Source organism: Flavobacterium sp. 5 (assembly GCF_002813295.1).
GTDB lineage: Bacteria > Bacteroidota > Bacteroidia > Flavobacteriales > Flavobacteriaceae > Flavobacterium.
On the sequence record NZ_PHUE01000001.1, the window covers coordinates 4,472,075 to 4,483,817 of the forward strand.

The following is an 11,743-nucleotide window of genomic DNA, read 5'->3' on the forward strand; positions in this document are numbered from 1 at the left end:
TAAAAAATAAATATTAAAATCATGAAAAAAATTATTATTACAGTATTAGCATTTACTTTATTTCAAACATTACAAGCTCAAAAAGGCTTTAAACCTCTTTTTGATGGCAAAACTACAACTGGTTGGCATACATATGGTAAAACTTCGGCTAGTGCTGGTTGGAAAGTTGAAGATGGCGTCTTACATTTTGACCCAGAAGCGGCCAAAAATGGACAAGGAGGCGATTTATTAACTGATTTAGAATATGAAAATTTTCATTTAAAAGTAGATTGGAAAGTGGCACCAAATGCTAACAGTGGAATTATTTTTTATGTTAATGACAATCCACAAAAATATAAAAACACTTATGAAACTGGTTTAGAAATGCAGGTTTTAGATAATGATGGACATCCTGATGGGAAAATTACTAAACACCGTGCTGGTGATTTATATGATTTAATTCAAAGTAAATCAGAACCAGTTAAACCAGTTGGAGAATGGAATACTGCCGAAGTTGTATGTAAAAATGGAAAATTGACTTTGGTTTTAAATGGAGTTATTGTTGTTGAATCAGTACTTTGGGATGATAATTTTAAAGCATTGGTTGCAGGAAGTAAATTTGCTGCTTGGCCTGGTTTTGGAACTTTCAAAAAAGGTCATATTGCTTTGCAAGATCATGGTAATAACGTTTGGTATCGTAATATTATGATTAAAGAGTGGAATACGATGGAAACCACAACTGGCTGTAAATAATTGTTCCAAAAGAAATACTAACTAAAAACCTGCTTCTCTTTATGAATTCAACTATCCGTATTAAATTATCTGTTATGATGTTTCTGGAATTTTTTATCTGGGGGGCATGGTTTGTCACTCTTGGTACTTTTCTGGGAAACAATTTAAAAGCTTCTGGCTCCGAAACTGCAGCTGTTTTTTCAACTCAATCCTGGGGAGCCATCATTGCGCCTTTTATAATTGGTTTAATTGCAGATCGCTATTTTAATGCGGAAAAGATTTTAGGTATTTTACACCTTGCTGGTGCATTTTTAATGTATCAAATGTACCAATCAGATGATGTTGGGTTGTTTTATACCTATGTTTTAAGTTATATGATTTTGTATATGCCAACTTTAGCTTTGGTAAATTCAGTAGCATTTAATCAAATGAAAGATGCTGAGAAAGAGTTTGCTAACATTAGAGTTTGGGGGACCATTGGTTGGATTTTGGCAGGTTTGTCTATTAGTTTCTTATTTCATTGGGATTCTGCAGAGGCTATTTCTAAAGGATTACTTAAAAATACTTTCCTTTTGGCTGGAATAGCGGCTTTTATTTTAGGTTTATTTAGTTTTACATTACCAAAAACACCACCGAAAGCGAGTGAAGAAAAAATTAAGATTGGTGACATTATTGGATTAGATGCATTAAAGCTTTTAAAGGATAAAAATTTTCTAATATTTTTCATCTCGTCGATTCTAATTTGTATTCCTTTGGCTTTTTATTATCAAAATGCACATCCTTTTTTGACTGCTGCAGGAGTCGAAAATCCAACAGGAAAAATGGCAATTGGACAAATCTCCGAAGCTCTTTTTTTATTATTAATTCCTGTGTTTTTTGCCCGTTTTGGTTTCAAAAAAACAATTTTAGTAGGGATGCTTGCCTGGGCGATTCGTTATGTGTTATTTGCTTATGGCAACGGTAGTGATTTGAGTTTTATGCTTATCCTTGGAATAGCTTTACACGGAATTTGTTATGATTTCTTTTTTGTTTCAGGCCAAATTTACACCAATTCAAAAGCTGGAGAAAAATATAAAAGTGCAGCTCAGGGTCTTATAACACTAGCGACTTATGGTATTGGAATGCTAATTGGTTTTGCTGTTGCAGGCTGGATTACTGATAATTATAAAACTGTTGAAGGGACAACTAACTGGCAAATGGTCTGGATAATTCCTGCTGGAATTGCTTTTGCTGTATTCTTGATTTTTGCTCTTTTATTTCAAGAGAAAAAACAAATACAAAACGGAATTTAAGTATTTTAAAACATTGAAAAAATGAGTGATACTTTTGATAGGAGATCAGCTTTAAAAGGAATTCTTGCTGGAACTGTAACTTTAGGAATTTCAAGTGGTTTTACATCTGTTTTGAATTCTTTGGAAGAGGAATCAAAATTAGCATCGAATATACTAAAAGGCAGAATCAATCATTCGGTAGCTCGTTGGTGTTTTAATGATTTTGATATCGAAACCCTTTGTTTAGAAGCAAAAAAAATTGGAATAACAGGAATTGATTTGGTTGGTCCAAAAGATTGGCCAGTACTGAAAAAGCATAATCTTATTTCTACGATGTGTAATGGTGCCGAATTGAATTTAGTAGATGGTTTTAATGATACTAAATTTCATGAGCAACTGATTAAAAATTATACAGAAATGATTCCTTTGGTTGCCAAGGCCGGTTACAAAAACTTAATTTGTTTTAGCGGAAACCGTAGAGAAAAAACAGATGAAGAAGGATGGAACAATTGTGTTCTTGGATTTCAGAAATTGATTCCAATTGCTGAAAAACATAACGTGGTCTTGGTCATGGAATTATTGAACAGCAAGATTAACCACAAAGATTATCAATGTGATAAAACAAATTGGGGAGTGGAATTAGTGAAAAGAATCAATTCGGAAAATTTTAAACTTTTATATGATATTTACCATATGCAGATTGATGAAGGTGATGTAATTCGTACTATTAACGAAAATTATAAGTATATTGCACATTACCACACCGGAGGAGTTCCTGGACGTAACGAAATTGATGAAACTCAAGAACTCAATTACAGTGCTATAATGAAAGCTATTGCTGATACAGGTTTTTCAGGTTATGTAGGACAAGAGTTTATTCCTAAACAAAAAGATAAAATTGCCTCTTTGAAAAAGGCAATTGCAATTTGTGATATTTAATTTAATAAAATATAAAGACAATGATAAAAAGAAGAGATTTTATAATAAATAGTGGCTTGGCATTAGGAACATTAGCAATTGTACCTTCCCTAGCCTTCTCTGCAAAACCAAAAAATATCGGTCTTCAATTGTATACATTGAGAGAATCATTTTCTAAAGATGTAAAAGGTGTTTTAGAACATGTAGCAAAGTCTGGATATAAAGAAGTCGAAACTTACGGTTTCTCCAGTGATAAAGGTTATTTTGGTACATCTGCAAAAGATTTCAAAAAAATACTTACCGATAATGGTCTAAAAGCACCTAGCGGACATTATGATTTTAAATCTTTTTTAAAAGATAATAATGCTGATTTTTTGAAAGCATCAATTGAATGTGCCAATCAACTAGGAAGTGAATACATTGTTATTCCATGGCTGGAAGAAAGTTTAAGAAGTACGTTAGATGATTTCAAACGAATTGCGCAAAAAGCAAACGAAGCTGCTGTTTTATGTAAACATGCAGGGATAAAATTAGCTTATCATAATCATGATTTTGAGTTTACGAAGTTTGGAAGTCAAACAGGTTATGATGTTTTATTGCAAGAAACTGATAAAAAATTAGTTGACTTTGAATTGGATTTGTATTGGGTAGTTCGCTCAGGAAACGATCCTTTGCAATTGTTTAAAGCAAACCCTGGGCGGTTCACAATGTGGCATGTAAAAGACATGGATAAATCCAAAGGAGAATGGAATACTGAAATTGGAGAAGGAAGTATTAATTTCAAAGCTATTTTTGCTGAAGCTAAACTTTCTGGAATGCAGCACTTTTTTGTAGAACAAGAAACTAATTATTCTCCAAATCCAAATGATTCTATTAAAACGAGTTGGGAATATGTATTCAAACAATTAATTTAATTTTAATAATTTACGAAATATTACGACACTAAGTTGCAATAAATAAAACTTTTAACACAAGAAAGACCTGTATTTACAGGTCTTTCTTGTGTTAAACGAAGCGAAAATGATTTAATCAATATTTTTAGAAAGAACATAAAAATTCTTATCAACTTCTACTTTTTCAATTTTAAAAGGACTGTCCAAATCGGTCCAATCTGAAGTTGGGTTCAAGGAAACTTCAGTTCCGTTTATAATTACTTTTACTGGCATTTCAAAGCCAGAAACACTATTTATCCAGCGATATTTTAAAATATTTTCTTTAAATGTATATTCTAATGTTGGAATTCTAGTATCTCTTAAATATTGATTGAAAAATGGATTTAAATCCATACCAGTTTGTTGACTTAAATAATCTTCAATTTGTTTGGTAGTAACGGTTTGATGATAAAAAGTACTATTTAATCCTCTCAAAATATTCCTCCATTTTACATCGTCATTTACAAGTTGGCGTAAAGTGTGCAACATATTTGAGCCTTTGTAATACATATCACCTGATCCTTCACTATTTACATTATAATGACCAATAATTGGTTTATCATTTTCAATGTTTTTTCGGATACCTCTTACATATTCGGCTCCAGCATCTTTTCCGTAATAATATTCCAGAAAAAGGCTTTCAGAATAGCAAGTGAAACTTTCATGAATCCACATGTCAGCAATGTCTTTGTAAGTAATATTATTGGCAAACCACTCATGACCTGATTCGTGAACTATAATAAAATCAAATTTTAATCCCCACCCCGTTCCGCTTAAATCACTACCTAAATAACCGTTTGTATAGCCATTCCCGTAAGTTACACAACTTTGATGCTCCATACCTAAATACGGTACTTCAACCAGTTTATAACTATCTTCATAAAATGGATATGGTCCAAACCAATGTTCAAAGACTTTCAACATTTTTGGCACATCTTTGAATTGTTTCTTAGCTTTTACCAAATTCTCTTTTAAAACATAATAAATGCAATCTAAATCACCTTTCTCGCCTTTGTATTTCTCAGAAAAAGTTGTGTAATCTCCAATATTTATATTTACACCATAATTATTTATTGGATTTTTCACGATCCATGTATACGTTTTAGTACCGTCTTTTAATTCTTTTGCATTTATTAAGCGTCCATTAGAAACATCAGTTAAATTTTTGGGTACATTTACACTAATAGTCATTCCTTCGACTTCATCATACATATGATCTTTGTTTGGCCACCAAACACTTGCTCCTAATCCTTGACACGATGAAGCAATAAAATCTTTTCCATTTTTATCTTTTTTCCAAGTAATTCCTCCATCCCATGGTGGTTTAACTGCTTCTTTAGGTTTTCCTCCAAAGGAAATTACTATTTCTTTTGTTTCTCCTACTTTTTGAAATGTAGATAATTCGATAAAAAAAGCATTTCCGTTTCTTACAAATTTCTGTTCTTTACCATTTTGCGTTACTTTATAAATTTGCATGGGTTCCTGCAAATCAATTTGCATTTTATTATTTTCGGATAAAACGGTATAACTAATTGTATTTGATCCTGTAATTGTTTTTTCTGTTGAATTTACTTTAATATCTAAATGGTAATATTTTAAATCCCACCAAGCTCTTTCTTTCGTAATGCTTCCGCGCAAAGTATCCTGATGAGTAAAATTCGTTTCAGAGGTATTGAGAAGCCCTTGTGCGTTGGTAGTCAGACCCGCTAAAAGGAAGATAAAAATGCAGCCAAAGTAGTTTTTCATTATTTAATTATTTGAAGTAAATATTGGTACTAGTACGAAATTAGTTAGCAACAAATGTAAACATTCAGATTAAGTTTTTTTGAAATTTTATGATTTCTATTTTAGTTAATTATCAGTAAAAGATGTTTTTTGCTATTTAATTTTAATCAAATCATGTTGCAAATCATTATTCTTCTTTATTTTAGTATTTTAAAAACATTTGTTTTATGAAATCGACTTCAATTTTATATGTTTTATTTTTAGTATTTTCTATAACGAGTTATTCTCAAATTATTCCGATTCATAAAATAAGCAAGAACCTCATTATTGATGGGGATTTATCAGATTGGAATATTCCTTTTTTAGGACCGTTTGTCGTTCATAATTCAGGAGTAAAAGGAACACAGAGCACGTTTGTTTCACTTTCGTGGAGTAATGAAAATCTTTACATTGCCTATCGTTCAAAAGATTCTAAAATTATAGGAGCATATAAGGAGAAAGATTCTCAAATATACAATACTGATGATTTAGTAGAAATTTTTATTGATCCTGATGGAAATGGTCAGAATTATGTTGAAATTGGAGTAAATGCTTTCTCAACTAATTATGATATGCTGATTGAATGTATTTCGCCTGATTGTGGCGGTTGGAAAACTTCGTTAGGATTTACAGTTTTGGGGATGGAAACTGTCAGTAAAATGACTTCAGAAGGTTTTTGTACTGAAATAAAAATTCCATTCTCGAGTTTAGAAAGTATTCAAAACGGAAATTTCAGTAAACCAAAAATCGGTACAAAATGGAATGGAAACGTTTTTAGAATTGATTATGGTAATTCTACAGAATATCTTGCTTTACAATATTATAGAAATTCTGAATTTGGTTTTCATCAACCAAAAGAATTTGCTGTTTTTGAATTTGTGGAGTAATGTCCCTAGCCCCGATAGTAATGGAAATCCTTTTGTGCCGGGGTTCGGCACAAAAGATTGTAATGAATAGCGGGATTAGCTCCTAAAAAAATTACTATTTCTGACGTCCTTTTAAAACATTGACAACATCATTCAATTGAAATCCTTTAGCTTGCAATAGAATTAGATAATGGAAAAGTAAATCGGCACTTTCGCTCAAGAATAAATCGTCGTTATCGTCTTTGGCTTCAATAACAACTTCTACAGCTTCCTCTCCTACTTTTTGAGCAATTTTATTGATTCCTTTTTCGAATAAAGATGCTACATAACTTTTCTCAGAATCAGCATTTTCTCTACGAATTTTTATTGTGTTTTCTAAATCAGAAATAAAACCGTAGCTCTCATTATTAGTTTCCTGCCAGCATGTATCTGCTCCTGTGTGACAAGTAGGTCCAACTGGTTTTGCCTGTATCAAAAAAGTATCATCATCACAATCATTTTTTATAGAAACTAAGTTTAAGAAGTTTCCGCTTTCCTCGCCTTTAGTCCAAAGTCTTTTTTTCGAACGGCTGTAAAAAGTTACTTTTTGAGTTTCTAAGGTTTTTTGATATGCCTCTTCATTCATATATCCCAGCATCAAAACATTCTTAGTTTCGCTATCTTGAATTATCGCCGGAATCAATCCGTGTGGCATTTGTGAAAAATCTACTTTCATTGTATTTTTAGATTTTAGAATTCAGAATTTAGATTCTGACTTCAATATTATTATTTTTAAGTTCTTTTTTTAATGTTTTTATTTCAATTTCCTTGAAATGAAAGACACTTGCTGCCAGAGCGGCGTCTGATTTTCCTTCAACAAATGTATCTACAAAATGCTGAATATTCCCTGCTCCACCTGAAGCAATAATTGGAATGTTCACTAATTCGGAAAGTTTAGCCAAAGCTTCATTAGCAAATCCACTTTTAGTACCATCATTATTCATTGAGGTAAAAAGGATTTCACCAGCACCTCGCTTCTCTACTTCCTGTGCCCAATCAAATAATCGAATCTCAGTTGGTACTTTTCCACCAACCAAATGCACGATCCATTCACCATCAATTTGTTTGGCATCAATTGCTACAACGATACATTGGCTTCCAAATTTCTGAGCTAAATCATTAATCAATTGTGGATTTTTTACCGCCGATGAATTGATAGAAACTTTATCAGCTCCATTTTGAAGCAAAACTTCTACGTCTTCAACTGCTGAAATTCCGCCACCTACCGTAAAAGGAATATTAATAGCTGAAGCTACTTTACGAACTAAATCAACTAAAGTCCTTCTTCTTTCTTCGGTTGCCGAAATATCAAGAAAAACCAATTCGTCAGCACCTTCATCCGAATAGATTTTAGCTAATTCTACTGGATCACCAGCATCACGCAAATCTACGAAATTAATACCTTTTACAGTTCTTCCGTTTTTGATATCCAGACAAGGAATTATTCTTTTTGTTAACATTTTTTATTTGATTATGGTTAAAACGTTGCATTGCAACATCTAATCATTATTGTGTGTTTTTTCAATTGTTGCAGTAGAGACGTTGCACTGCAACGTCTAAACATTATGCATGTTTTTTTTTCAATTGTTGCGGTTTAGACGTTGCAGTGCAACGTCTCTACAATGATATGATATATTGTTCCAATTGTTTCAACGAAATTCTACCTTCGTAAATCGCTTTTCCAATAATGGTTCCTTCACAGCCTAATCCTGCTAATTTAGGCAATTCATCAAATGTCGAAATTCCTCCTGAAGCAATTAATTTTATTCCTTTGGCTTCCGTCAAAATTTTAGCATACAAATCAAAACTAGGACCTTCCAGCATTCCATCTTTAGCAATATCAGTACAAATTACATACTGAATTCCTTTAGACTGATATTCTTGAATAAAAGGAACTAAATCTTCATCTGAATCTTCCAACCAACCTGAAACAGCCACTTTTTCATTATTAGCATCAGCTCCTAAAATGATTTTGTCTGAACCATATTCAGCAATCCATTTTTCGAAAATAGAACGGTTTTTCACTGCAATACTTCCTCCGGTAATTTGATTAGCACCACTTTCGAAAGCAATTTTTAAATCAGAATCAGCTTTTAAACCACCACCAAAATCAATTTTTAGCTTCGTTTGTGAAGCGATTTGTTCCAATATTTTATAATTGACAATTTTACTGGATTTTGCTCCATCAAGATCTACCAAATGCAAATATTCAATTCCGTGGGCTTCGAATGATTTCGCTACTTCCAGCGGATTCTCATTGTATATAATTTTGGTATTGTAATCTCCTTTCGATAAACGAACACATTTTCCTTCGATGATATCTATTGCAGGTATTATTCTCATTTAATTAAGTCTTAATGGTTGAAAGTCTATAGTAATAAAGCCTTAGATTTTCAAGTTATATTTTTAAAAAATTCTCTAAAATTTTCTCTCCAACGTCACCACTTTTTTCAGGGTGAAATTGCGTTCCGTAGAAATTATTATTTTCTAAAGCTGAGGAATATTCTAATTCGTAATCCGTAGTAGCTATCGTTTCATCGCAAATTGGCGCATAAAAACTATGTACCAAATACATATATTCTTTTTCGGCAATTCCTTTAAAAAGATCAGATTTCAAGTTGTAAATAGTATTCCAACCCATTTGAGGAACTTTTACTTTATTGGTAAACTTAATTACTTCAACATCAAAAATTCCTAAACCTTTGGTATCACCTTCTTCAGAATGGTTACACATCAATTGCATCCCCAAACAAATTCCAAAAACAGGCTGTTTTAATGTTGGGATCAAAGTGTCTAATCCGCTTTTCTTTAGCATCATCATTGCATAACTCGCCTCTCCCACGCCTGGAAAAATAACTTTATCAGCAGATTTTATTTCCTCAGGATTATTACTCAAAACCGCTTTATATCCCAATCTTTCGATAGCGAACATAATACTTTGGATGTTTCCTGCTCCGTAATTTATAATTACTATTTTCATTAATTTTAGTTGTTAGTTGTTAGTAATTGGTTGATAGTTGCATTCTAATAACTATCAACCAACAACCATAACCTTTATAGCATTCCTTTTGTACTAGGCAAAATCATTTTCTCAGTATCGCGTTTTACAGCAACTTTTATTGCTTTGGCGAAAGCCTTGAAAATAGCTTCAATTTTGTGATGTTCATTATCACCTTCGGCTTTGATGTTGATGTTTGCTTTGGCGCCATCCGAGAATGATTTGAAGAAGTGGAAAAACATCTCAGTAGGCATTTTACCAACCATTTCACGTTTAAATTCGGTTTCCCAAATCAACCAGTTTCTTCCTCCAAAGTCAATTGCTACTTGAGCCAAACAATCATCCATTGGTAAACAGAAACCGTAACGTTCAATACCTAATTTATTCCCTAATGCTTTTGCATAAACTTCACCCAGAGCAATAGCTGTATCTTCAATTGTGTGGTGCTCATCAACTTCTAAATCACCTTTTACTTTGATTTCTAAGTCCATTTGTCCGTGACGTGAAATTTGATCCAGCATATGGTCAAAAAATGCAATTCCTGTGTCAATTTTACTTTGTCCTGTTCCGTCTAAATTTAAATTGATGTAAATATCTGTTTCGTGTGTTTTTCTGGTAATTGAAGCTGTACGTGCTTCTAACTTTAAAAACTCGTATATTTTTTTCCAATCAGTAGATTGCAAAGCAATTGTTGCGTCTAATTCTTCTCTTTTAGTACTGATTTCTGTACTTCCATCTCCATCAGTAGTATTCATGAAAATGGCTTTGGCTCCTAAGTTTTTAGCCAGTTCAACATCCGTTAAACGGTCACCTAGCACAAATGAATTCGTCAAATCGTAATTTGGATTGTCAATATATTTAGTCAACATTCCTGTGCGAGGTTTGCGTGTAGGCGCATTGTCTTCTGGAAAAGAACGGTCTACAAAAATATCATCAAATAAAACGCCTTCGTTTTCAAAAGCTCTTAAAATAAAATTTTGTGTTGGCCAAAAAGTATCTTCTGGAAAACTATCTGTTCCCAAGCCATCTTGGTTGGTTACCATTGCCAATTCGTAATCCAATTCGGTAGCAATTTTAGCTAAATACTGAAATGCTTTTGGGTAAAATTCTAATTTATCTAAACTGTCTAATTGGTATCCTTCTGGTTCCAAAACAATCGTTCCATCACGATCTATAAAAAGTATTTTTTTCATTGTTATATAGCTAAAAGTGCCTCCATTAATTTTTTATTTTCTTCTACTGTTCCAATAGTCAAACGCAAAGTGTTTTCACATAGAGGTTGAGTAGTTCTGTTACGAATTACAATTCCTTTTTTAATTAATTCATCATAACGTTTATTAGCGTTATCCACTTTTATCAAAATGAAATTCGCTTCGGTTGGATAAATTTTTTCTACAAAAGATACTTTATCTAAAACTGAAAGTAATTCGGTTCTTTGTGCTATGATTGAGGCAATTTCGTTTGAAATTTTAACTTCATCACTCAAACGTTCCAAAGCACGAAGTTGTGTCAATTCGTTTACGTTATATGGTGGTTTGATTTTGTTCAATACCGTAATTACTTCTGTAGATGCATAGCAAACTCCTAAACGAATTCCTGCCAAACCATACGCTTTTGATAAAGTTTGTGTGATAATCAAATTTGGATATTGATCTAGTTTCTGTAACCAGCCTTCTTTATCTGAAAAATCAATATACGCTTCGTCAATTACAACAAAACCATTGAATTTCTCTAATAAAGTTGTTACGCTTTCTGTTGAAAAAGAATTTCCCGTTGGGTTGTTTGGTGAACATAAAAAGATAATTTTGGTATTAGCATCAACTGTATCTAAAATTTTCTCAATTTGTGGCTGAAAATTAGTTGAAAGTAATACTTCTCTATTTTCAACAGCATTGATATTAGCCAAAACACTATACATTCCATAAGTTGGTGGCAATGAAATAATGTTATCAATTTTTGGCTCACAAAAAGCTCTGAATAATAAATCTAAAACCTCATCACTTCCGTTTCCTAAAAGGATTTGTTTTGGATTTACATTTTTCATTTTACCCAAAACTACTTTTACATTACCCTGTTGTGGATCAGGATAACGGTTTACTCCGTTTTGATATGGATTTTCATTGGCATCCAAAAAAATCATATCTGCTGTATCAAAATCCTCAAACTCATCACGAGCTGAAGAATAAGGCTTTAATTTTTTGACGTTTTCACGTACTATGGTGTTTATATCGAAAGTCATTTCTT

12 protein-coding genes are annotated in these 11,743 nt (G+C 32.4%); 5 read left to right on the plus strand and 7 right to left on the minus strand.

Annotated elements, in window-relative coordinates:
- Positions 1-21 precede the first annotated feature (21 nt).
- From CLU82_RS18755 to CLU82_RS18770, 4 genes are read left to right on the plus strand one after another with little or no spacing between them, the layout of a single operon-like run.
- Positions 22-732, plus strand: coding sequence for a DUF1080 domain-containing protein (locus tag CLU82_RS18755; protein WP_100844535.1), 711 nt, complete (start codon positions 22-24; stop codon positions 730-732).
- 41 nt (positions 733-773) lie between these two features.
- Positions 774-2,003, plus strand: coding sequence for a nucleoside permease (locus tag CLU82_RS18760; protein WP_100844536.1), 1,230 nt, complete (start codon positions 774-776; stop codon positions 2,001-2,003).
- Between the two features lie 21 nt (positions 2,004-2,024).
- A complete protein-coding gene (locus CLU82_RS18765) occupies positions 2,025-2,921 on the plus strand; it encodes a hydroxypyruvate isomerase family protein (protein ID WP_100844537.1) in 897 nt (298 codons plus the stop codon).
- A 20-nt stretch (positions 2,922-2,941) separates the two neighbouring features.
- Positions 2,942-3,814 (plus strand): sugar phosphate isomerase/epimerase, encoded by an 873-nt coding sequence (locus CLU82_RS18770; protein WP_100844538.1) that lies wholly within the window; start codon positions 2,942-2,944, stop codon positions 3,812-3,814.
- A 111-nt stretch (positions 3,815-3,925) separates the two neighbouring features.
- Here the strand turns inward: CLU82_RS18770 and CLU82_RS18775 are convergent, their stop codons facing one another.
- On the minus strand, positions 3,926-5,578 hold the full coding sequence (locus CLU82_RS18775) for a M1 family metallopeptidase (protein ID WP_100844539.1): 1,653 nt from the start codon (positions 5,576-5,578) through the stop codon (positions 3,926-3,928).
- A gap of 206 nt (positions 5,579-5,784) precedes the next feature.
- Here CLU82_RS18775 and CLU82_RS18780 point away from each other — a divergent pair, with 206 nt between their 5' ends.
- Entirely contained in the window at positions 5,785-6,483 is a 699-nt protein-coding gene (locus CLU82_RS18780; protein WP_100844540.1) for a carbohydrate-binding family 9-like protein, read from the plus strand.
- A gap of 94 nt (positions 6,484-6,577) precedes the next feature.
- On the opposite strand, the gene hisIE is transcribed toward CLU82_RS18780, so the two are convergent.
- The 6 genes from hisIE to hisC form a co-directional block, all read right to left on the minus strand.
- Complete coding sequence (gene hisIE, locus CLU82_RS18785) at positions 6,578-7,177, minus strand: bifunctional phosphoribosyl-AMP cyclohydrolase/phosphoribosyl-ATP diphosphatase HisIE (protein WP_100844541.1); 600 nt, start codon at positions 7,175-7,177, stop codon at positions 6,578-6,580.
- Positions 7,178-7,205: 28 nt separating this feature from the next.
- Complete coding sequence (gene hisF / locus CLU82_RS18790; protein ID WP_100844542.1) at positions 7,206-7,961, minus strand: imidazole glycerol phosphate synthase subunit HisF; 756 nt, start codon at positions 7,959-7,961, stop codon at positions 7,206-7,208.
- Positions 7,962-8,118: 157 nt separating this feature from the next.
- Positions 8,119-8,844, minus strand: a complete 726-nt coding sequence (gene hisA, locus CLU82_RS18795) for a 1-(5-phosphoribosyl)-5-[(5-phosphoribosylamino)methylideneamino]imidazole-4-carboxamide isomerase (protein WP_100844543.1) — start codon at positions 8,842-8,844, stop codon at positions 8,119-8,121.
- A gap of 55 nt (positions 8,845-8,899) precedes the next feature.
- On the minus strand, positions 8,900-9,481 hold the full coding sequence (gene hisH, locus CLU82_RS18800) for an imidazole glycerol phosphate synthase subunit HisH (protein WP_100844544.1): 582 nt from the start codon (positions 9,479-9,481) through the stop codon (positions 8,900-8,902).
- 74 nt (positions 9,482-9,555) lie between these two features.
- Entirely contained in the window at positions 9,556-10,692 is a 1,137-nt protein-coding gene (gene hisB, locus CLU82_RS18805; RefSeq protein WP_100844545.1) for a bifunctional histidinol-phosphatase/imidazoleglycerol-phosphate dehydratase HisB, read from the minus strand.
- Positions 10,693-10,694: 2 nt separating this feature from the next.
- Positions 10,695-11,738 (minus strand): histidinol-phosphate transaminase, encoded by a 1,044-nt coding sequence (gene hisC, locus CLU82_RS18810; RefSeq protein WP_100844546.1) that lies wholly within the window; start codon positions 11,736-11,738, stop codon positions 10,695-10,697.
- Positions 11,739-11,743: the final 5 nt, after the last annotated feature.

Bases quoted from the DNA above. Each gene is read 5' to 3' on its own strand.
- CLU82_RS18755 (WP_100844535.1), top strand. From the start codon at position 22: ATGAAAAAAATTATTATTACAGTATTAGCATTTACTTTATTTCAAACA.
- CLU82_RS18760 (WP_100844536.1), top strand. From the start codon at position 774: ATGAATTCAACTATCCGTATTAAATTATCTGTTATGATGTTTCTGGAA.
- CLU82_RS18765 (WP_100844537.1), top strand. From the start codon at position 2,025: ATGAGTGATACTTTTGATAGGAGATCAGCTTTAAAAGGAATTCTTGCT.
- CLU82_RS18770 (WP_100844538.1), top strand. From the start codon at position 2,942: ATGATAAAAAGAAGAGATTTTATAATAAATAGTGGCTTGGCATTAGGA.
- CLU82_RS18775 (WP_100844539.1), bottom strand. From the start codon at position 5,578: ATGAAAAACTACTTTGGCTGCATTTTTATCTTCCTTTTAGCGGGTCTG.
- CLU82_RS18780 (WP_100844540.1), top strand. From the start codon at position 5,785: ATGAAATCGACTTCAATTTTATATGTTTTATTTTTAGTATTTTCTATA.
- hisIE (WP_100844541.1), bottom strand. From the start codon at position 7,177: ATGAAAGTAGATTTTTCACAAATGCCACACGGATTGATTCCGGCGATA.
- hisF (WP_100844542.1), bottom strand. From the start codon at position 7,961: ATGTTAACAAAAAGAATAATTCCTTGTCTGGATATCAAAAACGGAAGA.
- hisA (WP_100844543.1), bottom strand. From the start codon at position 8,844: ATGAGAATAATACCTGCAATAGATATCATCGAAGGAAAATGTGTTCGT.
- hisH (WP_100844544.1), bottom strand. From the start codon at position 9,481: ATGAAAATAGTAATTATAAATTACGGAGCAGGAAACATCCAAAGTATT.
- hisB (WP_100844545.1), bottom strand. From the start codon at position 10,692: ATGAAAAAAATACTTTTTATAGATCGTGATGGAACGATTGTTTTGGAA.
- hisC (WP_100844546.1), bottom strand. From the start codon at position 11,738: ATGACTTTCGATATAAACACCATAGTACGTGAAAACGTCAAAAAATTA.